The organism is Ktedonobacter sp. SOSP1-85 (assembly GCF_016587415.1).
GTDB lineage: Bacteria > Chloroflexota > Ktedonobacteria > Ktedonobacterales > Ktedonobacteraceae > Ktedonobacter.
This window is the reverse complement of record NZ_BNJI01000001.1, coordinates 1096286-1119047: the sequence shown is the minus strand read 5'-3', so window position 1 is coordinate 1119047 and position 22762 is coordinate 1096286. Positions and strand designations below refer to the sequence as shown.

Below are 22762 nucleotides of genomic sequence, written 5' to 3'. Positions count from 1 at the left end.
GGGAACCGGTGCGCGGTCGAGCTGAAGGGGAGCCCCTTTCGGGGCGGCAGATTTCTCATGGATCGCCATGGTTCAGGCAGCACAGGAGGAGATATGCGGATAATGCATGAAACTGACGAGCTCAGCCGTGCCGAGCTCCCACTGATGCGGATCACTACGCTCGGCGAATTCGCCCTCGAGCGGCTCGTGCCGGGGGATCAGGGCGACCCGCCTCGGTACGAGCGAGTGGCGCGAAGCGAGTGGGGGAACCGCGGGCCAGCGATGACCCTGCTGAAGGTGCTGCTCTGCCGCGCGCAGCGTCGGGGCCTCCGCAGCGAGCTCATCGAGGCGATCTGGCCCGACCACGAGGCGATCAACGCCGCGCACGCGCTCGATTCGGCCACCTCTGTACTCCGCAGGCATATTTTGCGCACGGGCGATTCTGGAGTCATGCTGCTCACGCTGCGCAGCGGGGGGGAAACGGCCCTCAAACTGCCGGGGCAACACCGCCTCTGGGTTGACTCCGACGCTTTTCTCTCACAGGTGTCCGGCGCTATGCGGGTCGAACACCGGGGGCAGAGCCCTATCCCTTTGCTCGAAGACGCGCTGGCCCTCGCCAGGGGGGAGTTTCTCGAGGACGACCTGTGCGCTGAGTGGGCACAAGGTCGCAGGCACACGATCAACGGGGCCAGGCATCGTGCGCTCTTCAAGCTGGTGGATCTCTACCTCGAAGACGGGCAGGTATCGTTGGCCGAGGAGTGGCTCTTCGCCGCTCTGGAGGAAAACCCAACCGACGAAGACGCCCTGTGTCGGCTGATGACCATGCTAGCGCGGCAGGGGAGGCGCCGAGAGGCCCTCCAACTATATCTGTACACCGAGGACGTGCTCCGAGAGGAACAGGCTGAGCCAGCAGCCTACACCCGTGACGTTGCGCGCCGCATACGGCAGGGGCTCGCCCTGAGCGAGCAGGGAGCGAGTTATGCCGCCACAGGCGGCCGGGCTCCTAACCCTCTGGGAGGAGGCGAGTCTCCGGATTGGGGGAGCGGCATCGGCGAGGAGCGATCCCGGATGGCTTCCCTACGCGCTGGTCGGGCTGTTCCCCCCTATCAGTACCGATCGCTACGACACCGGCCTCAGAGGCGCCTCGGGGTCTCTACCGGTTGGACTCTCGGCTGCTCCAGAGCGAAACGCATCGGCTTTTCACCGGGTTGAGCAGGCGGCAGCGCCCACGCGTGCGGAAGTCCGATTTCCCCTCCATCTTCCCGCATCCGAGAAACGCGGGAGCTCAGCGGGCGAAGCTCGAGTTGGAAGGCGGAATGGCGTGCGTATTCACTATGCCTGAAGTTTTTCTGCAAAACTATGCTTCCTCAATTTGACCGCCAATTATAAAGACGCGGAAATCCATGAAAACTGAGCATCCCATACGAGCTCAGATCCTCGTGGTTTTCTGCAAAACTATGCTTCCCATAGTCTGCGAAACCATGGGTAAAGTTACATGTGCCGTCATTTTACCAGTGAGTTTTGCAGAATCTGCAAGACTATGCTTCCTACATATTGGCTTAGCGAAGCCTAAAAGGTGTGCGGCAGGGCAAGCAAGGAGACAATCTCTTGTTTGCCCTGCCGCACACCTTTTAGGCTTCCCCATATCCTACCTTTTAGATCCCCTTCTGAAGAGGTATCAACTGCTTCATCGCTGCAACTCGTTCTGGAGACAATGTTGCGCTCAATTCTCCCCAGTAGGCGCGCGGAGTCGTTGGAGTACCCACAAACACAAAGCCATCATCTGTCAGGCGAACGGTTTGCCTCTCTGTAGGGATCTCCCACTTTTCAGCACGACGTGCATCGATCATCTGCTCAATCTGCGCACGTTTCTCTTCACCCCAGTGCATTTTTTGATCGTTTCGGTAGGCATCCGCGAACACTTCTTCCGCCAGATAATGGACATAGAAGATCCGCCGCTGTTGTCGTGAAGTGCTCGCACGAGAACCATGAGGAAGTGAAATGGGATGGAACAAGACATCCCCAGCCTCCATCTCGATGGGGATCGCACCACTGTCTTCAAACAGTGCATCTGATGTTCGATGTTCGAGATCCACATGACCAACCAGATGATAACCAGGAAGCGCCCAGACACACCCGTTCTCGGGACCTGAGTGATCCAGGTAGATATCAGTGGTGAAGTTGGGCACGGGATAACTCCGTTCGCGCGCCTGATCACCATAGGGTGGGTCCTGATGCCAATCCACAGGAGCACCCGCCCCCGCGACTTTCACTACTAACGAATCGTTCCAGGGATAAAACGCCTGACCAAGACATTGCCCGATGTTCTCTAACAGATCAGGGTTGACCGTGACTGCCTGGAAGATGGGATCGCGCTGCCACATCTCCTCCGATCTCCAGTAGGTTGTCTTTCCATCTGGAGAGCTACGATAGAGATGGTGTTTCCCTTGCCCTGCCACCCCTTGCACAATCACGTGATCAGCCTGCTCCTGCAATCGTGCCAGTTCTCGGCCTCCGATCAGCCCACGCATAATCAGATACCCATTCGTGTGGAAAAAGTCAAGTTGTGCCTGTGTTAGCATATCTGTTCTCCTTTCGGCTCTTGTTCCTTGCCGTCCTTGCTTGCGGCTCTGGCATGAGGATACAATACAAATGCAGGAGAATCTTCCTTGTTTCACCCAAAACTATCCCATATTTTCAGGAGATCTTTGCCATGCATCAGGAGATGGACAATACGTGCATCATCGAAACCATCGGGCTCTCCAGCGGAGCAGTAAATGTCGAGGCAGGTGGTCGCCCTCACCGTCACAATGAAGTCGAACTGAATTTTCTTGAACGAGGATCAATCACCTATCTTTTTGGCAAGCAAAAGATCGTCGTTTCGGCAGGCCAACTCATTGTATTCTGGGCCATTATGCCGCACTTCATTCTTGAAGCAGCCCCAGACACCACTATCCACTGGCTCACGTTTCCTCCTGGCCGTTTTCTCCAATGGCACCTGCCGGAAGCGATGACCCGTCAAGTGCTGCAAGGTCAGATGATCTGGGATCAGAAAGAGCGTCAGCGCGAGTATGAGCTTTTTTCACAATGGCACCACGACCTCCAAGTGCAGTGGCCTGATTATGAGCAGATCATTCTCCTGGAAGTGGAAGCCCGTTTACGGCGTATTGCCCAATCAATGCCATTGCATCCATCACTTCCCACCCAACCGATAACGACGCGCCTGCCTCGACCAGTCGAAGCCATGATCAGCCTGATCACTGAGCATTACATGGAGCCGCTCCAACTTGGGCAGATTGCCCAGGCGATTGGCCTGCATCCAGGCTATGCGACGGACCTCTTTCGTAAAACTATTGGGATCACGATCATGGACTACCTCGCGCAACATCGTATTGCTCATGCTCAGCGCTTGCTCGCGACCACCAATCGTACGGTGCTGGATATCGCAATGGAAGTTGGCTTCAATTCGGCAAGCCGTTTCTATGCTACTTTTCAGAAAATTACGGGCCAGTCTCCTCGTGCTTATCGTGTATCTCTCTTCCTTTAGTGGTTGTTTTCAGAAGTATCCACGTACTTTTTTCGGGTCTGAGGTGTTGAAACTAGTGTCTCAAAATGATGACAAATGATGACAAATGGGTTTTCTCTTGTCATGTGACATCTGCTTTTCCCTTGCAGATTTCGAACGGATGTGCTATACTTGCTTCCGAGAAGCCATGTTGAAGGAGTGACACAAGGGATGCAACTGGTTGAGCAACATCTAATCCGCACCACCGATCCCCGCTATGGCTGCATTGACCAGGCCGCCTTCGCCTCGAAAAACCTGTACAATCAGGCGACCTATCAGATCCGGCAAGCCTTCTTCCAGGATGGGACATACCTGCCCTACGCAGCAATCTACCATCGCGTCAAGCACCTGGAATGCTATCAAGCCCTCCCCCGCAAGGTCTCCAACTCCCTCTTGATCCAGATCGACCAGAACTGGAAGGCGTTTCGCAAGGCCCTCGAGGCGTGGCGAGAGCACCCCGAGACGTTCACCGGCAAGCCCAACATCCCAAAGTACAAACACAAGGAAAAAGGCCGCTTCCTCCTCATCTACGACAAGCAAGCCCTGGGCAAGCGAGCCTTCAAACAGACGGGCAAGCTGGTACCCTCGGGACTGCCCATCGAGATCGACACCGCCGTTCCCTGGGAGGCGCTCGACCAGGTGCGCATCGTGCCGCGCACCGATGGCTACGTCGTCGAAGTCGTCTACCAGCAAGCGGCCGCGCCAGCCGAGGTTGATCCCACCTTGATCGCGGCCCTGGATCTGGGGGTGGACACGCTGGCCGCCTGTACCAGCACCAAGCTTGGCTTTCAGCCCCTGCTCGTCAACGGCCACCCGCTCAAAAGCCTCAACCAGTCCTATAACAAACGGCGTGCCCACGCCCAACGCCAGCTCACCAAGGCCAACCGTTCTACCTCGCAGCGACTGGATCGAATCACGGCGAAGCGCCATCGCCGCGTGCAGGCCTATTTGCACACGGCAAGCCGTCGGATCATCGACCACCTCGTCGAGGAGGGCATTGGAACGCTGGTGGTGGGCAAGAACCCCCTCTGGAAGCAAGAGGTGAACCTGGGATGCCGAACCAACCAGACCTTCGTGCAGATCCCGCATGCCCGGTTCATCGAAATGCTCACCTACAAGGCGAAGCTCGTGGGCATCGAGGTAGTGCTGGTGGAGGAAAGCTATACCAGCAAGGCGTCCTTCCTGGACCTGGACGCGCTCCCCACCTACGATCCGAAGCGAACCGAGAAACCGAGCTTCAGTGGGAAACGAGAGCGGCGTGGCTTGTACCGGGCGGCCAGTGGAAGGCGGATCCACGCCGATGTGAACGCGAGCTACAATATTTTGCGCAAAGCATTCCCCGATTCCTTCGGGCAGGGGATAGAGGCCGTGGCAGTGAGGCCCAGGCGGCTTGCCGTCTAAACAACACTCATGCGAATGTCATATTTGTCATGGGTTGTCGATACTGTGAGTATGTCTGTCCACATCAGCCTTATGAGCTATCAAGATCCTGGAGTGTTTCCTGACCCACTTTCATGGAAGAATACTTAAATCTATGTCTGGTCCGAAGTTTTTCTGCAAAACTATGCTTCCTCTTAAAAGATTTTGCAATCATTTAAGCAATTTCAGGAAATTGACCTCATGTTCTGCTTAGTCAAAGGCCACTACGAATCGCCTGAAATTTGGACGTCTCACTCATCAAGCGCCTGGGCCACGGCTTGTTCTAGTGTCAGCTCGCGTCCCTGGGCCCAGGTAGCCTGGAAGGTCTCCTCATCGAGTTGGGCGCGCACAGCGGCGATTATGCCATCTATCTCCCGTTTGTCATTCGGTTGGTGGAAGGCCCCCAATCTCTCCAGGATTCTTTCTGAAGCGCCGAGCAAACGTGCGGCTTGCTGCGGCTGGCCCAACGTACCAACGGCCCCTGCGAGGAGCGCCAGATCCGTTGCTATTTGGAGCCTATTGTTGATTGCGCGTGCTAACTGTAGCCCCTGGCGTCCCAGGTCTCTGGCGCGCCCAGCCTCACCTTCATGTAGGGCGATGTAGGTGAGGTTATTGTACATAAAGACGATCCGGCGTGTTTCTCCCGTTTGCTGGGATACTGCAAGGCATTCCTCATAAGCGTGCCTGGCAAGGTCATCATCCCCACTGAAACGCGCTATTTCCCCCATGATGTTCAGCGCCTGCGCCATCCCTGGTTGATGAGAAAGTTCGCGGAACAATGCTAGACTTTCCTCAACGAGAGGCATGGCTGCAGATTGCTCTCGCAACATCGTATAGCCCAGCAAAGCAAGTGCCCAGGCCATCTGGAGCCGATCCCCTAAATCACGGGAAATCTCAAGCGCTCTCCTAAACAGGGGCTTTCCGGCATCGAGATCGTAGAGAAAGGCTAGATGTCCAGCGCTGAGCAGGAACTTGGGATGATACACCAAAGATACTTCATCAAGCCGCTCTAAGAGTTGTTGGGTCCATCGGCGCCCTTCAACATGATACCCATCACCGTACCAGAACAGGCAGAGAGCACCCGCTAATCGTATGCCCAGCGCCACATCTCCACTGCTCAAGGACCAGGAGAGAGCCGCACGGATATTCTCCATGTCCAATTCGAGACGCCCAGACCAATAATCGTACCCTGCCAGCCGCAACTCTGGCTCGGCACGTTCTGCCAGCTCAACAAAATACTCGGCGTGCCGTCTCCGCGTTGTTTCCTCTTCACCGCTTGTTTTCAGTCGCTCACGTGCGTACTCCTGGATCATTTCCAGCATGACAAAATGTGGTTCACTGCCTGGCATCTCTTTCTGCTGCACGAGATGTTTATCCACCAGGGATGCCAGCCCGTCTAACACATCAATGGATAGACCTTCACCACAAATGCCCTCGATGGCTTCCAGCGAGCAGCCCCCACGAAAAACTGCTAGTCGCGCCAACAGATGTTTCTCATCCTCATCAAGCAGGTTATAGCTCCATTCAATGGAGTCGCGCAGGGTTCGTTGTCGCGGCGGGGCGTCACGTGAACCGCCTGCGAGCAGACGCAAAGGCGAGCTATCCCTCGTTCCTTCCAACCGCTCCAGCAACGCCTGCGGCGTGAACAGTTTACAACGCGCCGCAGCCAGTTCGATAGCGAGCGGTAACCCATCAAGACGGATACAGATTCGCCCAATCGCCGGGGCTGTAACTTCACTTAGCGTAAAGCGGGGCAGTGTCATCTGTGCACGTCTAAGGAAGAGCAGACCTGCTTCGGATTTGGTGAGGCTCTCAACGGAAGGTGCCTCAGCGAGAGGCAGTGAGAGCGGCGGGACGAGGTATTCCTGCTCCCCTGCGATGCGCAATGGCTCCCGGCTGGTGACGAGGATTTTCAGGCGTGAAGAAGCTGCCAGTAACTTGGATACCAGTGGAGCTGCCTTGATCACATGCTCAAAGTTGTCAATCAGCAGCAACAGCTCTCGTTGGGCGAGCGCCCGTTTCAGGGTATCTGGTAGGGGTTCCATAGGACGTTCAACTACACCAAGCACGGAGGCGATGGCTTTTGTCACCAGAGTGTAATCTGAGAGGGGAGTAAGGTCGACGAAGCAGACATCATCAGCGTATGCTGAAGCTTCCTCTGCCGCCACCCGCAACGCCAGCTGCGTTTTGCCAGTTCCTCCGGTGCCAGTGAGAGTCAGTAGACGGGATGTGTCCAGCAGTTGCTTTACTTCAGCAATTTCACGGCTGCGCCCGATAAAGAGGAGGGTCTGTGGGGGAAGATTGGACCTGGATACTGGATGCGGCGACGTCGAGACCCTGCTCTCGAGCAAACCGAGGTCTTTCACGCACGCGATAGCTTGAGTACGGCTTTTGACCCCCAGTTTGCTGTAAATCTGGCGGTTGTACCACTTAATGGTATTTGGACTCAGAAAGAGCTCGTCGGCAATCTGCTGATCTGATAATCCGGTTGATAGTCGCTTCAAAATCTCTTGTTCGCGTTCGTTCAGGAGATCAGGCGACGTCGCCTTTCCTTTCATAAGCCTGTTCCCAGATGATAAGGAGACTTATACACAATTATCACGTATTATCACGAACACAAGCATTCTACTCTTTCTTGCTGGGCTTGTCTACCGCTTTTTCCATTCTTTCTAATGGTGACATTTCTCCTCATTTTCCTTATGCTTAGGAAGACGAAAGCAATACGAAATTCTTCAATGAACGCTCGCTAATTATCATACCGAGAAGAAAGGAAAAGAACCATGTCAACACCGAACAGCGAACAGGGGAAGAGTGCAATTCAGATTGTTGCCGAAGCCCGCAAAACCATCCCAGAACTCACCGTCGCACAGGCGAGAGAGAAGTTGGATCAGGGACAAATTGGTCTGCTGCTTGATGTCAGGGAACCCGTTGAGTGGGAGAAAGGACATATTCCAGGGGCAGTACTAGCCCCACGCGGCATGCTAGAATGGTATGCCGACCCGACAACGCCTTACGCCAAACCAGAGCTCACAACGAAGCGGGATGCTCACATCATTGTAGCGTGTGCCTCTGGTGGGCGCTCGATGCTGGCGGCTCAGACACTCCAGTCGATGGGCTACGCCAATGTGGTGAGTATGGTAGGCGGCTTCAATGAGTGGAGCAAGCAAGGGTTTCCCATCGAGGAGGGGGCGGCAGAGATGAAATGACCATTCTACCAACATATATGCTGGTGAATATAATGAGAGACGAAGGCAGAAGCCTACCACCTTGGAGCGCTTCTGCCTTATACCTGTCTTCTACTATTCGTGAAGTTTTTCTGCAAAACTATGCTTCCCCAATAAGACCCTTTTCGAATGAAGGCGGAAAAACATCGTCGGCTTGCTTCGTCATCAAGCTCAGTCGACGGCATTTTTCTGCAAAACTATGCTTCTCTTCGCCTGCAAAACCATGGGTAAAGTTACACCTGCAAAACTATACTCCCTCACATCTGCAAAACCATCGGTTAAGTTACAATGCCGCTTGCTACAGCTTTTCAGCTGCACTTGTTGCTTGCTTGGCCGCTTTTGTAGTAATATACTCAACCCAACCAATCAAGCAGAGCAAAGAACATTAATGGCGGATATCTTTTCGCTTGACACACCAGGCGATGATCCGCGCCTGCACAACGGTGATAACTACCAATACTCCCCAGCAGAGCAGTAGATGTTGCAAGGCCTGAGCATGCATATTACCATTGACACTTGAGAAGATCGTACTGACAAACGAGAAGTTGTCAGCTTCAACCTTGTTGGCATGAATACCAGCGGTGGTACCCATGGCCGCCATCGCCCAACGAGCAGCGAAGAGGGCACCGGGTATTTGGAGGAACTTCGGTTGATCTAGATTAAAGATCGTTCCTGAGAAGATGACCTGCGGGATCAGTGCCAGGGAGACGATACTCATGGCGCGATCGTTATTGGGCACGAGCGCAGAGATAAGCAGCCCGGTCATCAAGCCCGCGATACCGGTCAGAGCGAGCGAGATATAGATCTCCAGAAACGGCGGTAAGAAGACGCTATTGCGATAAGGCGTAAAGAGCGCGATTGCACCAACCAGAACCAGGCTCTGCACCAGGCTAAAGGCGCCCAGTACCACAAACTTCGAGCAGAGGTAAGGCATCAGACCCAGGTTCACCGAGCGCTCACGGCGATAGATGGGTGTCTCCTTGACGAGCTCGCGAGCGCCATTCAGACAGCCAAACATAATCGAAGCAAACGCCATAATGAAAAGGATCTTCTGTGCGTCCTGACCCGATACAGGGAGAATAGCGGCGTCCAGTACCTGATCCACGGTCATATTCTTACTCGCGGCAAATTGCTGACCTTGAGGCGTCTTCAAGAAATTGACCAGATAGGTACAATCGGTTGTTGGTGCTGAATACACATCTGCCGGTTGCACATGCGTCGCGCAGGTCGCGATCTTATTCGCGTCAAACATCCCATGTACCGATAGCCCAAAGAGTAGTGCACCGATGATCGGAGCTTGAAGGACCAGAATTGCCAGATTCACTTTATCGTTATAGATCAGCTCTAGATAGCGGATACTCAGCAGTATAAACTGCTTCCACGGATTGCCGCGCTTGGCATGCTTGAGCGTCTTCGCAGCGGGATTCCCCTGATTATTCGCGAGGCTCTGGCGCTGCCGTATCGGGGCCGCTATATACTTCTGATAATCGGGCGACTGTCTGAAGCGGGTCTCCGCCTCAGCTGGGATCTCCGGATGCTCCTCGGTTGGTTCTAGCGCGCTATAGATCTCAGCGAAGTCAGTCTTCCCAAAGAAGTCTCTGGCCTCATTCGGTGGACCAAAGTAGGCGACTCGACCACCCTGGCAGAGGAAGCAGATGTAGTCACACGCATTGATGTTATTCGTTGCATGTGTCACCAGGACGATCGTATGCCCTTTATCTGCCAGCTTACGCAATAGCATCATCATCTTACGGTCCAGACCGGGATCGAGTCCAGAGGTTGGCTCATCTAAGAAGAAGATACTGGGCTTTGCCAGCAGTTCCAGCGCAATCGAGACACGTTTCCGTTGTCCACCAGAGAGCTTGCTCACCAGCAGGCCACGGCGGAACTGCATCTCAACATCGTCCAGCACCTCATCAATGCGTTCATTGATCTGTGCCTCAGTAAAGTCATGTGGCAGACGAAGCTTCGCCGCATAGTACAGAGCGCGCTCTACCGTCAGCTCGCGATGGATAATATCTTCTTGCGGAACATAGCCGAGCTGTGAACTAAACGCTGCCAGATTGGCATAGTAGTCCTGACCGTTATAGAGGACTGAGCCACTATGTGCAGGGCTCAAGCCGTTTAGTGCATCCATGAGCGTAGACTTACCGGTACCGGAACCACCGACCAGGGCAACGAATTTACGCGGCGGGATGACCAGTGAGATATCATTGAGCAGAATAACGTGCTTGTTCCCCTCTTTACGCAAATTGACCGCATCGATACGGATACCCTGGCTCTCATCCTGCTGAGTTAGCTCATTACCGCTATACGTAAATTTGTAGGGACCGACGCGAATGATATCGTCATTCGCAAGAACCTGGTGAGTATGGACACGCTCAGTATTTACATAGATATGATTGGTACTGTTGAGATCGATGATACGGTAGCCGCCACCCGGTAGCAGTTCAAGCCGCGCATGGTGGTCCGAGATCTGAGGATGCTGGAGGACAACCCGGTTATCGCTCGCACGACCCAGTGTAATGACTGGCTCACCCAATTGAATAGGCGGCATCTGTGGAGCCGGGTCCTGTTCCTCACCGGAACCATCATTATAGATTAGTGATACAAAGGTACCGTTTTCATCGCTGATACGGAAGATATCGCCGCGTTGCAATACACGGCGGAACTGCTCATCACCCTGAATGGTACGGCCCTGAAAGGTCAGGCCATTCAAGGTGTGATGGCGCTTCGGATGCGGATGGATCAAAGTCAGTTGCTTATTGTCACGAATGATCTGTACATGGAAGGCAGAGACGGTCGGGCGATTGATTACGATCTCATTGGAAGGATGACGTCCGATATTGATCTCTGGGGTAGTGGGTGAGAGCGGATAGAGCTGTTTCTCATGATCGACGTTGGTACTGATCTCAATGGAGGGCAGCCCTGGAATAAAGCGAGCCAGCAAGGTTCGATTACCAGGAGCATTATCATCATTCACGGCTGAAGATTCGCTTACAACATCCATCGTCTCTCCCTCAAGCCACATAATGCGGTATACATATTTCACACCTGCTATTATATGTTGTATCTGCTATTACATATTATAATGAAGTGTACTACTTGAGATAAGCTGAATAGATAGCAGCTATTTGCCTAAAAGCTTGCCTTCAGAATCTGCTTCCCCAAAAATGAAACAGCCGAGAGCGTAAGCCTGCACTCACTTACTCTCTCGACTGCTTCTCGCAGAGGGCGATGTCTTTTTGTTTACTCCGTGATCTGCACAGGTGTCCCAATCGGCGCCCAATTGTAGAGCCAGCCCGCGTCATCTACCGCCATATTGACGCAGCCGTGGCTGCCTGTCACCGTCTGGTCGCTCTCCTCCTCATAGTGCTCGCTATTGGTGCCTGGACCAAACTCGTTGCGCCAGGGGGCATCGTGGATAAAGTAGCCGCCACTCGCGAACTCCATAGCATAGCTCACCGTGGTCGGTGGATAGTAGTAGGGCGAATCTTTCCCCCAGGGTGAGTAAAATGTCGTCGGACTCTGCTTATTAAAGATACTAAAATTACCGGTAGGGGTAGGGAGGGCCGGTTGTCCGCTTGTAATAGCAGTCTCAAACACCTCTTCCCCATCCTCATACGCATACAGAGTCTGCTCCGATAAACTAATGACGATCAGCTTACCCCCTCCATCGGCATGGCTATGCCGTGGTGGCGGGCCTATCACTAGTAAACTGGCAAGAATAAACGCGAGCATACCAAAGTAGAAAAATTTGTTTACTCGTTTTTTCATTTCAGCCATCCCTTTTGCTTGCGCAAATTTATAATACTTTCTAATAGTGAGTATATAGTGCTTTCTGCTAATAAATATTTAAATGTTCTTTATACTTCATTAGTAAGAAAAATACGTATAAATAATAACGACGCTGCTAAAGCACGCGTCTACATATCAAGGCGCGATAGGCCTCATACCTTGATATGTAGACGCGTGCTTTAGCAGCGTCGTGCCCCCACGCACCGTCCTACTTCCTGTACCGTTTATAATCCTGATAAATATGCAAATAGAAACCATCCAACCTCGGCTCCAGCTCTTCTCGCGTCAACCAGATTGGCTGCCCCTCGATGCTGGGGTGCAGCTCCCCGCCCACGCGGCTCCCGCGAAAGATCAAGTTGACCGTGCTCAGGCGATTGAAGGCCGGACTACTGATGGTCGCATAGCTAACAATTTCATGCACCTCGACCTCAAGCCCCGTCTCCTCCAGGCACTCGCGTCGTGCCGTCTGCTCAGGCTGTTCGCGCCAGCGCATAAAGCCTCCAGGAAAGGCCGTCTCGCCCTCTGGTCGCTCTACAACCAGGAACTTGCCGTCCTCTTCCACGATCACGCAGACACAGGCAAATGGAGGGAGGTTGCCACCAAGCCCCACATTTAGGATGTTAAAGAAGATTCCCACAAAACGCTTCAATGCCAGATAGAACACAAACTCTTACCACCTTCTGTGAATGATATAATGGGGCATGGCGGCCACTGGCCGCCATGCCCCATTATATCATTCACTATCTTTCTCTTAACGTCCGCTGCTGCTGCGAGACTGTGCGCGGCGTACCAGCGCGTCGGCGGTCACAGCCAGGACCAGGACGCTACCTTCGACGATCTCTTTGATGTCGGTACCCTGGCTACGCAGGTCCAGACCATTCTCCAGGCCACCAATGATCAGTGCGCCCAGCACGACGGCCCAGACAGTGCCACGACCACCAAAGAGGCTCACACCACCAATAACGGCTGCGGCGATTGCCTGCAGGGTCAGCGTCGGGCTAACGGCACTGGCGACAGCCGTGGCGCGCGAGGCGGCGAGGATACCACCCAGGGCGGCAAAGGCCGAGCAGAGGGTGAAGACCGCGATACGGATGAGGACGACGTTAATACCAGCGCGACGCGCGGCCTCCATGTTGCCACCCACCGCGTAAACGTGTCGTCCAAAGCGCGTCTTCGTCATGATAAGCCACATTACCAGGAGCAGGCCAAAGAAGATGGCGACGCTATTTGGCACTCCCAGGAAGGTGCCATTGACTGGTCCTGGGGTGTTCTCCAGGACGGCGATTACGCCCTCGACAATGACGAAGGGAATCACGATGTTGGCTACCAGGCTCAAGGTTGACTTCACGCGCAACCCTTGCTGCTTGCGCCACATCTGCTCAATGATCTGCCAGATGGCGTATAGGATCAGGATGACGGTTGGTGCGCCAACTCCCAGCCAGTCCGGCAAGAAGCTGAAGGGGGTGCCCGCGATGGAGACAATCACCGGGTCATGCACGATCAAGGTTGACTGCCCATTGAGCAGGTACAGTAAGAGACCCGCGTACCCGATTGAACCCGCCAGGGTGACGATGAATGAGGGGACGCGCAATACTGCGATAAAGAGACCGTTAATAAATCCGGCCAATGCGCCTACCAGAATGCCTGCCGCCATCGCGACGTAGGGATCCACGCCCATGCGAGTCGAGAGCACACCTGTCACGACCGCGCCAAAGGTACCCACCGCCGCCAACGAGAGGTCAACCTCGCCAAGCAACAGCACCAGGGTCACGCCCAGGCCATCAATACCAATGTTGACGATCTGTTGCAGCAGGTCTGACAGGTTTGCTGGTTTGAGGAACAGACCATCCGTGGTGATGGTAAAGTAGACAACGACAAGTACAAGTGTGAGCATGACTGGGAGAAAACCGAGGTCGCCTCGCAACAGTTGTCCCAGGGACCGCTTCTGTGTATATTCTGCTCGCTCAACACTGCCCGCGGCACTTGTGCCCCGGGTGTTGGGCTTTTCTACTACATCGCTCATGATTCTTACTTTCCTCCCGGTACGCCGTTGCCGTTAGAGACTGACTTGCCAAATTCGGCGCCTGTAATGGCGGCGATGACACGCTCGTTAGTGGTAGTATTGGCGTCAAAGGTGGCCACGCGCTGCCCCAGACGCATGACAATGATGCGGTCCGCGACCTCGAAGACGTCGGCCATATTGTGTGAGATGACCACAACGCCCAGGCCTTGCTCGCGCAGGCGCCTGATCAAATTGAGAACCTGCTTGGTCTGCGCGACGCCCAGGGCCGCGGTCGGCTCGTCGAGAAGCACGACCTTCGCGTTGCGTAGAATGGTCTTGGCAACGGCGATTGACTGGCGCTGCCCACCTGAAAGTGTGGAGACAATGGCGCGTGCCGAAGGCAGTTTGACGTCCAGGGTCCGCAAGACCTCCAGGCTGCGGCGCTCCATCTCGATCTCCGAGAGCGCCCCCACTGTGGTCAACTCATGCCCTAAGAACAGGTTAGAGACGACATCCAGGTTATCGCATAGCGCCAGGTCCTGGTACACAGTTTCAATACCCAGGCGGCTGGAGGTCTGTGGGCTGCTCAGCGCGACCGGTTGCCCATTGACCAGGACTTCACCTTCGTCGGCTGGCTGAACGCCTGAAATCGTTTTGACCAGGGTCGATTTGCCCGCGCCGTTATCGCCAACCAGGGCCACAACCTCTCCTGGATAGACCTCGAAATCTACATTATTTAGTGCGCGTACCGCGCCAAAATGCTTGCCGATGCCACGCATCTGCAAAATCGGCTGTCCTGCTGGTCTGCCACCGAAGGCCGCTGATGACTCCCGTGCCACTTGATCAGCCATAGAACCCTCCCAAATTGCTCGACTATTATGTTTACTCAGGGATAGACTCCGCTAGAGGCTCTCACCTCGCGGAGTCCATCGCGCACCATCTGAAAGAGGGGAAGAGTGGACAACTCTTGCGAACCACCCACTCTTCCTTGTGTGAGGCTGATTAGCAGATGCCGCCAGCACCCGCGGGCAGACCTTTGCACAGATCGCCCTTGGTGACATAGTTGTCATCAAGCACGGTCTTGACGTTGGTCTTGTCGATCGCGACAGGCTGCTCGAGGACCGAGGGGACTGCGCCGCCATCGGCGGTCTTGGTGGTCGCGCCATTGGTGACGCCAGCTGTGTCGGTGCCGTCAGAGATGGCCTTCACCAGGTCAGCGGTGGCCTGCGCCTCTTTGCTGATGGCTTTGTAGACAGTCATCATCTGGTCGCCCAGGATGATGTTCTGCAGGCCAGCAACGGTCGCGTCCTGGCCGGTAACCAGTACTTTACCATTGAGCTGCTTGGCCTTCAGCGCGGCGATGACGGAGTTGGCCATACCGTCGTTGGCGACATAAGCGATCTGAACGTTGCCGTTCTGGGCATTGAGGGCGCCGTCCATCTCGGTGCGGGCCTTGTCATTGTCCCAGGCTGGGGTGTACTGATCATAGACTTTGGTCAATGATTTGGCTTCGACCAGGGGCTGCAGCTTGCTCAGCGCACCCTGGCGGAAGAGGATGGCGTTGTTGTCGGTCTGGGCACCGTTGATCATGACCATGTTGGTGCCACTCTTGGTGTAGTCCTTGTAGTGGTCGACGATGTACTGACCCTGGAGCTCACCAACTTTGACGTTGTCGAAGGAGACGTAGTAGTTGAGGTCCTTGGACTGAATCAGGCGGTCATAGGCAATGACGGGAACGCCACGGGACTTCGCCTTGGCGACGATCGCGGCCGCGGCCTGACCATCAAAAGGCGCGACGACCAGGATACAGGCACCCTTGGTCAGGGCGGTGTCAGCCTGGTTTTGCTGCTTGGTGGCATCTCCCTCAGCATTGTAGAACTGAGGCGCCTGGCCTACTGCCTTCGTGATGGCGTCGGTCAACAGAGGACGATCTTTGCTGTCCCAGCGCTCGGAGCTGGCAGTCTCGGGGAGCAGGACGCCGACATTTTTACAACCTTTGCCGTTGGCGGTGCTGCCGCTACCGGTGTTGCTGCCGGTGTTGTCGCCGCTGCTGCTGTTGCCGCAGGCCGCCAGGAGCATCGTCAAAACGAGCATGGCGAAGAGCGCGTAAAGGGGCTTGCGCTGACGAAATACTTTCATCGCTGAATCTTTTCCTTCCAATTGCTTGTGCTTGGTTCCCTTCCAATGGAAACCCAACTTCATTGAGAGCATCGAATGTTCGCACGTGCCGTTCATCATCGAACGATAAATGTTTGGGATAAGTCCCTATCCAGGCATACCTGGACACTTACAAACAAGGCGTTCTGCCGCTCATTACCTCCCTTCTTCCGGTACCGTGATATATAAGCGCGTGCTTATGCAGCGCGGCGCCTCAGCCAGGCATCACTTTAGCAGGCTTTACCGCTACACGCGCGGGTTCAGCCTCCTTCTGTGTCGCCTGTTCTTCACGCTCTACCAGAATACGTTCCCAGGACTTGAAAAACGGGTAATATATTAAAGCGGAAATCACGAGATTGACGCCTTGCAGGACACTGCCTCTCCAGTCTCCTCCAGTGGCGATAAACCCGCTTATTCCGACGGGAACGGTGAATGGCTGCATCACGATCGGTACATGCACGAGCCCCAGCGAGAACGCCAGGTAATTGATGCTCACCACGATGATGGGTACCAGGATAAACGGTATCATCATCAATGGATTGAGCACCATCGGCACACCAAAGGTGACCGGCTCGTTAATGTTAAAGATCGCGGGACCCAGGGCGACGCGGCCTACCGTGCGTAGCTGCGACGAACGTGAGCGCAGCATATAGATCACGAGCGGCCAGGTGGCTCCCGATCCACCCAGGTGCGAAAAGATGTGGAAGAATGGCTCGGTAACGATGCCATGTCCTCCTGTGGCATTAGCTGAGATCGTGGTAAGCCAGAATGGCAGGGCGATTGCCGTAACAATGTTCATGCCATGAATGCCTACCGACCAGAGCAACATCATCAAGATGATCTCCAAAATCGCCGCTGGATAACTATCCTGCACCACGACCAGTGGCTTGAAGACCTCCATGAGTAATAGCGGGAGTGTAAGCTGCTGTGTCTTCCCATCCGCGATAATCGTATGGGAGCTGATAAACCACTCCAATAACCAGATCACAGTGATCAGGAAAAGTGTGGGTACCAGCGCTTCAAAGGCCCGCTTCACGTTTGGCGGCACTGTCTTGGGGAGGCGAATGGTATAGCGCGAATTGCGAAACCAGTACACCACCTCTGTGGTGCCAATACCCACCAGAATAGCCACCAGCAGACCCTGACCCCCAGTGAGGGCAGAATCTGCCCCAACTTCAGCTCATTGAGATTCGTCACCGGCACATTGGCGATCAGAAAGACCACCATGGCCAGGATTCCTGGCTGAACCGCCTCCGTACGCCGGTACTGCGCCAGGCTATGCGCCACGCCAAAGGCCAGGAACAGGGCCATCAACCCGAATGAAAGCTCATACGGCACCAGGATCGCGTTCTGGTACGGCTTCAGCCACTCGGCCAGTGCCCCAATGGGCGGATTGGCGATGATGAGAAACAGGCTTCCCGCTATGATGAGTGGCAGCGTGAAGATAATGAAGGCGTCGCGAATCGCCTGCAAGTAGATACTACTTGCGATGGCCCCCAACGGAGGCACAAAATAGCGCTCAAAAATCTCGCTTATCCGCTCCATGATCTTATTCACGGTACACCCATCTCTGGTTAGATATCTGTATACTTCCTGCCGACCGAAGGTCGGCAGGAAGTATACAGATATCTAATTACTCTTCTCCCACACCGGAGAGGATCTGTTGGACCTGTTCTAGCACTGCCTCCCCGTTCATCGTCGCGTAATGAAAAGGCTCGATCATAGCGACTGGCTTACCAGCCTCATTAGCGATCTTCTCTATGCTCTTACGCAGATGACGGATCTGAGGCGCAAGCAGGACGATATCGCATTCGTCCACTCTGGACGTATACTCGCCCGCGCTCAATGCCTCAACGCTCAGTGCAAAATGTTGTTCCTGTGCCACAGCTAGCATACTTTCCACCAGGAGGCTTGTTGACATCCCCCAGCTACACACAATCAGGACTTGAACCATACGAAACCCTTCTGCCACGTCGTGTGGATGTTTGGTGCCTGGTGGTTGCTTTCTAGCACACTACGGACCAGGTTGTTTTTCCTACTCTCTATTACTGCAAGTCTCATGCCAATTAGTGTGCTACACACATAGCACACTTCTCCCCTCCTATCTGTGCGTTACTGTGCTCAATGGCCTGTTCCTCAAACAGCACGTAGGGTCCAAGCTTGCTTGGACTCTCCACCATCCAGAAACAGCATGTAGGGTCCAAGCTTGCTTGGACTCTCCACCATCCAGTAGCCGCGTACGCCAGTAGCGGGTTCCACTCTGCTTTACCTGATTTTTAAATTGACACAGTTGGATTGATGAATATATCTACCTGGCGCAAAATACCTACGATATTATACGCCTCCTCCTCCGGCAGGGTCCGCCCCACCTGGCTGCCTAAGACCTGCCAGGCCCGCCGACACACATCCAGCTCACGCGGATAATGCTTCTGCACGCGCTGTCGCACCTCGCCGCTGACTAGAAAGCGCTCCTGGTGCCCGCCTCGCTCCAGCACAGTTGCCAGGTGCACAATCAGGCCCGCCAGCACATCAATATCAAAGCTCTCCCCCACCTCGATCTCGATCATCTCCAGCATACTCTCCAGCAGTGGAAGCACGCGCCCAGGATTCAGGAAGAGCAGGCGCTCACTCAAGGTACGCGCGATGGCCTCGAAGAGTTCGCGCCTCCCCTGGAAGGTGGGTGTCGTGCGCGTGGGCTGAGGCTGAAGCAGCGCCGGATCGATGAGCGTGACGCCCAGCAACGTACGTAGGCGTGCGATACCATCCCCAAAGAGCACCTCGGTCAACGAGATAAAGGGGATATGCGGCAAATGTGGATTGATCGTGCCAACGATGCCCACCACTTGCCTGTCGCCTACCAGGCGTTGAATCTCGGCCTCCGTTTTGCCTGTGATGTTGATGTCCATGCAGATAATCTCAACATCTTGCTCTTGTGTCTCCGGCAGGCGTTCATAAATAATCTCTGCCAGCTTAACGGCGCTTCCATGGCCCGTGATGCAGATCGAGAGGATGACTCGTGACTGGGGCGCATACTCCCCATTATGCCCTGGAAAATTCTCTCCTCGCCCCTCCTCCACCTGCTGTGTCGTCTCCGCCCAACCCCTGCTGTTCCCCGCACCATTCTGCCCTACCTTCTCCTCGCTTGCGACCTGGCTTAAGCTCGCCGCCAATTGCTCAAGCGCGATATGTTCTCCGCGCCGTGCCCGCCTGGAGGCCTCTACGACCAGGGGGGCGCTGACATTTGAGACCGTGTAAACTGCGATGCCCGTCCGTTGGGCGATCATATCTCCCAGCGAGAGCAGCGAGGCAAAGTCTACGAGTAGCAGGACACCATTCCCCTGGTCGGCCTTGCGTACACTCTGCTCTACCTGGTTGAGGATGGTCTCTGGTGTCTGATCCAGGTTCAGCTCGATCGGCGCGACCGAATCAGCTCCAACCAATGTATTGGCCAGCTCCGCCAGCCCCGTGGCAATACCACGTCCATGCGCGGCGATGACGATACCCACGGTCGCGTGCTCGACGCTCAGCAGCGTATCGGCATTGGTAAAAAGGAGGGTCAGGACATTGGCTTCGCTAGCGGGTAGCGTAATCCCCAGTTCCGTTTGTACGCGTGCCAGGGCCGCCTGCGCGACTGCATATTCAATAGGATAGGTCTGGCGCACCGCTTGCATCCCTGGTACAGCCATTAAGGGCCTCTGGGCCATACGCTCAAGCATACTGGAGAGGTGCAGGGCCAGGACCAGGTCAAGCTTCTCGGGAAAAGCCCGCTGTAACTCTTCCTCCGCGAAGCGCACGACGGAGCGTGCCAGCGAAGAGATTCGTTCATCCACCAGGTGCGCCGCCTGGTTGGGACGTTCCTGGGTGACGGTCTGTGCGTAGTGCTGGAAATATTGCTGGATTTCAAGCTGGAGCAGCTTGGTAATCTCCTCCTCAGGTAGGCCGCTTTTACGTAGCGAGGCCAGGCCTGTGCTGATTGAATCGTACAGGTTGCGTGCCGACTCGCCGACTCCATTAAGGCTCAGCCCGCTCGGTGTAAAGATATGCGTCGCCTCCCAGACAGGTTGCTCCCCATCCGTGTCGTGCCGGAGGTCTTTGATACGCAACAGGCCACGCCGCACATGCTCTGGCAGCGTCTCAAGGTGCACATGAAGCTCATGCTGATTATTAGTGCGATACTCCAGGTAGGCGCGTGCACAGATCAACTGCACATCCGTTCGCAATTGGCCAATATTGCCGGGGCAATCATAGAGTAACAAGGCCTGCAAGACCTGGGGCGCGACCTGGATGTTGGCGCCAATACTACTACATTCCGCATTAAAGAAGGCGCGAATCAACTCATAGCGCTCTCTGGAAGTACGCTCATCCAAGCCTGGGAGCGTAATCAGCATCGGAATGCGTCGCCTAAATGTCGGTAGGAGGGCTATAGCAGGATCTTCCGTGGTCGCTGCTATCAGCAGCAGTGAGGCCTGCCGCTCACGAATATCGCCCAGGCGCCGGAAGCGCTCCTGGTCCATCAGATAAAAAAGCATCTCCTGGCCCTCAGGCGGCAGGCGATGCACTTCATCCAGAAAGAGGATACCCCGGTGTGCCTGCTCGACCAGTCCCGCCCGGTCCCGGTCGGCTCCCGTATAAGCCCCCTTGACCACGCCAAAAAGATGCCCCATCAACAACTGTGGATTGCCTGCGTAATCGGCGCAGTTAAAGCTGATAAAAGGCGCGTCGGGGAGAGCGCGTTATGTTCCAGCGCGAAGCTATGCATCAAGCGCGCAAGCGTGGTCTTGCCTACACCACTGGGACCATATAAGAGCGTATGCAGCCCGCGTGGTGGATAAAGAATTGCCGCCTTGGCCTGCTGTATCGCCACCTTCAGCCCCTCATGATGCCCGATCATCGTCTCAAAACTAGTGATGACCGCACCCAGATCAGTCGAAGCCACAATCGTTTGTGGCCTGCTCAGCACGAGTGGCGAGATGGGAAGTTCTTCTACCGGCTTTGGCACTGAGGCTGCTGCTACACGCAGATCGCGTGCCGCTGGTACCACAGATGCAGCCTTATCTACAGAAGGAGCCTCAGCATCGCTCTTCTCCTTAAGCGCAAAAAGCACAGGACGCCCGGGAATCTTTTCAATCATCCCATCCTGTGCCAGTTGATTCAAATCTCGGCTAGCATTCGTCCGATCAATGCCCGCTTGCTGTGCAACCTCTTCCGCATTGAAGCCAGAATACCGCCTGAGCACGCTATTCTGACCTGGTCGCTGCTGAGTGCACAGGAAGCGCAGAGCCTCCAAGACACGCTCTTTGCGCTGCATGCATGGTCCTTTTTCTCGCTCCCAACCCACGCCTGGGGAAACATCCGGAGCAAATAATCTCATAGAAAGTAGAGCTTTTGTAGGCTTGCCCCCTAGTATACAAACCCCCCATCGAAAAAGCAAATCCCCCTCCTACCTCTCATCCCGATACATCAAAATGTAGGGTCCATGCTTGCATGGACTAATGCCCACCACACGCAAAATGAGCACTCACACCTGCTCCATTGCAAGCATAAATGCTCATCTTCAGAACGTCATCCAGCACCAGAACGGGCCAGAAGCCGTGATACATGTGCCATGCCCAACACCAGGCAGACATGGTAAAGCATGTTTTAAAACATGTCGTAAGACATGTCTTTTTTAAGTCACGCGGCGCGGGACACGGCGAAGCGCCAGGCGCACAACATCGCAGAGAGAACGAACTGGAACCCTCAGCCCCGTTATCACGCGAACGCCTCCCCTCTCAATCCCAACCATACCGCCTTTTCAACGCCCAACTTACAAAAGTCGAACATTTGTATTATACCGCATTTCGCCCTCCAAAGAAAGCCCAACCATAGCAATTCGATGTGCAAGCTTGTGGGAACGGGGTCAAGGGGCAGCGCCCCTTGCGGGGTTTGGGGTGTCCCCAAATACTTCTCTCCCTGCCGCCACAGTGGGAACGGGGTCAAGGGGCAGCGCCCCTTGCGGGGTTTGGGGTGTCCCCAAATACTTCTCTCCCTGCCGCCGCAGGCGGCAGAAAACAACTAAACCCAGGCACACAAAAAAAATGGCAAGCAACCGCCTGCCATTTTTTTGTGCGCAAAAACTCTTTAGTAGTTGGTGTTGTCCAGCGTCGAACCATACGTGTTGCTATTCTTCGCTGAGCGCACCGCCTCTTTCGAGGTACTGGCAACATCCTGGCCCGTGCTCTTCACATCCGAAGCCGCATTCTGGCCAATGTTCTTCAGATTGCCAGCTGTATGCTGTAGAGTGCTTGAAGCCTGCTGAGCATAGCCCTTCAGGTTGTCCGCCGTATGCGAAACACGATCGCTAATCTGTTGCTTGTACACGGTCAGCTGCTCGTTTTCGGGGAGATAGCCGCGCAGCTCATTTGTGCGCTCACTCACCAGGCGCCGCATCTCTTCGCCCTTCATAGGGGCGACCAGCAGACCAATGCCAACACCAACCAACATTCCCTTGAAGAAGTTATTCATATCCGCTCTATCCTTCCTTATGAATGAACGTCTGTCTTTTCACTCACCTAAAGCTACAGAATAAGTCCTGAAGCATACTACTAAGATAACGCACCATCTAAGCAATGAGTTTCA

16 protein-coding genes and 1 pseudogene are annotated in these 22762 nt (G+C 54.8%); 4 read left to right on the top strand and 13 right to left on the bottom strand.

Annotation, left to right across the window (positions count from 1 at the left end; all coding sequences use genetic code 11):
* Positions 1–261 precede the first annotated feature (261 nt).
* On the top strand, positions 262–1191 hold the full coding sequence (locus KTE_RS04955) for a BTAD domain-containing putative transcriptional regulator (RefSeq protein ID WP_201379175.1): 930 nt from the start codon (positions 262–264) through the stop codon (positions 1189–1191).
* 443 nt (positions 1192–1634) lie between these two features.
* Here KTE_RS04955 and KTE_RS04950 read toward each other — a convergent pair whose 3' ends face one another.
* Entirely contained in the window at positions 1635–2561 is a 927-nt protein-coding gene (locus KTE_RS04950) for a phytanoyl-CoA dioxygenase family protein (protein ID WP_201379174.1), read from the bottom strand.
* A 131-nt stretch (positions 2562–2692) separates the two neighbouring features.
* On the opposite strand from KTE_RS04950, the gene KTE_RS04945 reads away from it, so the two are divergent.
* Together KTE_RS04945 and KTE_RS04940 are read left to right on the top strand one after the other, a co-directional pair.
* Positions 2693–3526, top strand: a complete 834-nt coding sequence (locus KTE_RS04945; RefSeq protein WP_201379173.1) for a helix-turn-helix domain-containing protein — start codon at positions 2693–2695, stop codon at positions 3524–3526.
* Between the two features lie 189 nt (positions 3527–3715).
* Positions 3716–4945, top strand: coding sequence for an RNA-guided endonuclease TnpB family protein (locus KTE_RS04940; protein WP_201379172.1), 1230 nt, complete (start codon positions 3716–3718; stop codon positions 4943–4945).
* 269 nt (positions 4946–5214) lie between these two features.
* Here the strand turns inward: KTE_RS04940 and KTE_RS04935 are convergent, their stop codons facing one another.
* Complete coding sequence (locus tag KTE_RS04935; RefSeq protein WP_201379171.1) at positions 5215–7521, bottom strand: LuxR C-terminal-related transcriptional regulator; 2307 nt, start codon at positions 7519–7521, stop codon at positions 5215–5217.
* A gap of 222 nt (positions 7522–7743) precedes the next feature.
* Here KTE_RS04935 and KTE_RS04930 point away from each other — a divergent pair, with 222 nt between their 5' ends.
* Positions 7744–8169 carry a rhodanese-like domain-containing protein gene (locus KTE_RS04930; protein ID WP_201379170.1) on the top strand — a complete coding sequence of 142 codons (426 nt, stop codon included), beginning with the start codon at positions 7744–7746 and terminating at the stop codon, positions 8167–8169.
* Positions 8170–8572: 403 nt separating this feature from the next.
* Here KTE_RS04930 and KTE_RS04925 read toward each other — a convergent pair whose 3' ends face one another.
* The 11 genes and pseudogenes from KTE_RS04925 to KTE_RS04870 all read right to left on the bottom strand — a co-directional run bounded on the left by KTE_RS04925 (position 8573) and on the right by KTE_RS04870 (position 22648).
* Positions 8573–11197 (bottom strand): ATP-binding cassette domain-containing protein, encoded by a 2625-nt coding sequence (locus tag KTE_RS04925; RefSeq protein ID WP_236600286.1) that lies wholly within the window; start codon positions 11195–11197, stop codon positions 8573–8575.
* A gap of 239 nt (positions 11198–11436) precedes the next feature.
* A complete protein-coding gene (locus KTE_RS04920; RefSeq protein ID WP_201379168.1) occupies positions 11437–11964 on the bottom strand; it encodes a L,D-transpeptidase in 528 nt (175 codons plus the stop codon).
* A 229-nt stretch (positions 11965–12193) separates the two neighbouring features.
* A complete protein-coding gene (locus KTE_RS04915) occupies positions 12194–12649 on the bottom strand; it encodes an NUDIX hydrolase (RefSeq protein WP_201379166.1) in 456 nt (151 codons plus the stop codon).
* Between the two features lie 87 nt (positions 12650–12736).
* On the bottom strand, positions 12737–14008 hold the full coding sequence (locus tag KTE_RS04910; protein WP_201379164.1) for a sugar ABC transporter permease: 1272 nt from the start codon (positions 14006–14008) through the stop codon (positions 12737–12739).
* A gap of 5 nt (positions 14009–14013) precedes the next feature.
* Positions 14014–14838, bottom strand: coding sequence for an ATP-binding cassette domain-containing protein (locus KTE_RS04905; protein WP_201379162.1), 825 nt, complete (start codon positions 14836–14838; stop codon positions 14014–14016).
* Between the two features lie 151 nt (positions 14839–14989).
* A complete protein-coding gene (locus tag KTE_RS04900) occupies positions 14990–16225 on the bottom strand; it encodes a sugar ABC transporter substrate-binding protein (RefSeq protein WP_201379160.1) in 1236 nt (411 codons plus the stop codon).
* 133 nt (positions 16226–16358) lie between these two features.
* Positions 16359–17689 (bottom strand): annotated as a pseudogene (locus tag KTE_RS04895) (PTS sugar transporter subunit IIC).
* A gap of 88 nt (positions 17690–17777) precedes the next feature.
* Positions 17778–18098, bottom strand: coding sequence for a PTS sugar transporter subunit IIB (locus KTE_RS04885; RefSeq protein WP_201379154.1), 321 nt, complete (start codon positions 18096–18098; stop codon positions 17778–17780).
* A gap of 322 nt (positions 18099–18420) precedes the next feature.
* Positions 18421–20808 carry a sigma 54-interacting transcriptional regulator gene (locus KTE_RS04880; RefSeq protein ID WP_201379152.1) on the bottom strand — a complete coding sequence of 796 codons (2388 nt, stop codon included), beginning with the start codon at positions 20806–20808 and terminating at the stop codon, positions 18421–18423.
* Positions 20808–21452 (bottom strand): helix-turn-helix domain-containing protein, encoded by a 645-nt coding sequence (locus KTE_RS04875; protein WP_201379143.1) that lies wholly within the window; start codon positions 21450–21452, stop codon positions 20808–20810. The genes KTE_RS04880 and KTE_RS04875 overlap by 1 nt, the downstream gene beginning before the upstream one ends.
* An 812-nt stretch (positions 21453–22264) precedes the next feature.
* Positions 22265–22648, bottom strand: a complete 384-nt coding sequence (locus tag KTE_RS04870; protein WP_201379135.1) for a YtxH domain-containing protein — start codon at positions 22646–22648, stop codon at positions 22265–22267.
* Positions 22649–22762 lie beyond the last annotated feature (114 nt).

What these genes read in the sequence shown, in the direction of transcription:
- KTE_RS04950 (WP_201379174.1), bottom strand. Translation starts at nt 2,561, where the DNA reads ATGCTAACACAGGCACAACTTGACTTTTTCCACACGAATGGGTATCTG.
- KTE_RS04945 (WP_201379173.1), top strand. Translation starts at nt 2,693, where the DNA reads ATGCATCAGGAGATGGACAATACGTGCATCATCGAAACCATCGGGCTC.
- KTE_RS04905 (WP_201379162.1), bottom strand. Translation starts at nt 14,838, where the DNA reads ATGGCTGATCAAGTGGCACGGGAGTCATCAGCGGCCTTCGGTGGCAGA.
- KTE_RS04880 (WP_201379152.1), bottom strand. Translation starts at nt 20,808, where the DNA reads ATGGGGCATCTTTTTGGCGTGGTCAAGGGGGCTTATACGGGAGCCGAC.
- KTE_RS04940 (WP_201379172.1), top strand. Translation starts at nt 3,716, where the DNA reads ATGCAACTGGTTGAGCAACATCTAATCCGCACCACCGATCCCCGCTAT.
- KTE_RS04870 (WP_201379135.1), bottom strand. Translation starts at nt 22,648, where the DNA reads ATGAATAACTTCTTCAAGGGAATGTTGGTTGGTGTTGGCATTGGTCTG.
- KTE_RS04920 (WP_201379168.1), bottom strand. Translation starts at nt 11,964, where the DNA reads ATGAAAAAACGAGTAAACAAATTTTTCTACTTTGGTATGCTCGCGTTT.
- KTE_RS04875 (WP_201379143.1), bottom strand. Translation starts at nt 21,452, where the DNA reads ATGCAGCGCAAAGAGCGTGTCTTGGAGGCTCTGCGCTTCCTGTGCACT.
- KTE_RS04900 (WP_201379160.1), bottom strand. Translation starts at nt 16,225, where the DNA reads ATGATGAACGGCACGTGCGAACATTCGATGCTCTCAATGAAGTTGGGT.
- KTE_RS04935 (WP_201379171.1), bottom strand. Translation starts at nt 7,521, where the DNA reads ATGAAAGGAAAGGCGACGTCGCCTGATCTCCTGAACGAACGCGAACAA.
- KTE_RS04885 (WP_201379154.1), bottom strand. Translation starts at nt 18,098, where the DNA reads ATGGTTCAAGTCCTGATTGTGTGTAGCTGGGGGATGTCAACAAGCCTC.
- KTE_RS04955 (WP_201379175.1), top strand. Translation starts at nt 262, where the DNA reads ATGACCCTGCTGAAGGTGCTGCTCTGCCGCGCGCAGCGTCGGGGCCTC.
- KTE_RS04925 (WP_236600286.1), bottom strand. Translation starts at nt 11,197, where the DNA reads ATGGATGTTGTAAGCGAATCTTCAGCCGTGAATGATGATAATGCTCCT.
- KTE_RS04930 (WP_201379170.1), top strand. Translation starts at nt 7,744, where the DNA reads ATGTCAACACCGAACAGCGAACAGGGGAAGAGTGCAATTCAGATTGTT.
- KTE_RS04910 (WP_201379164.1), bottom strand. Translation starts at nt 14,008, where the DNA reads ATGAGCGATGTAGTAGAAAAGCCCAACACCCGGGGCACAAGTGCCGCG.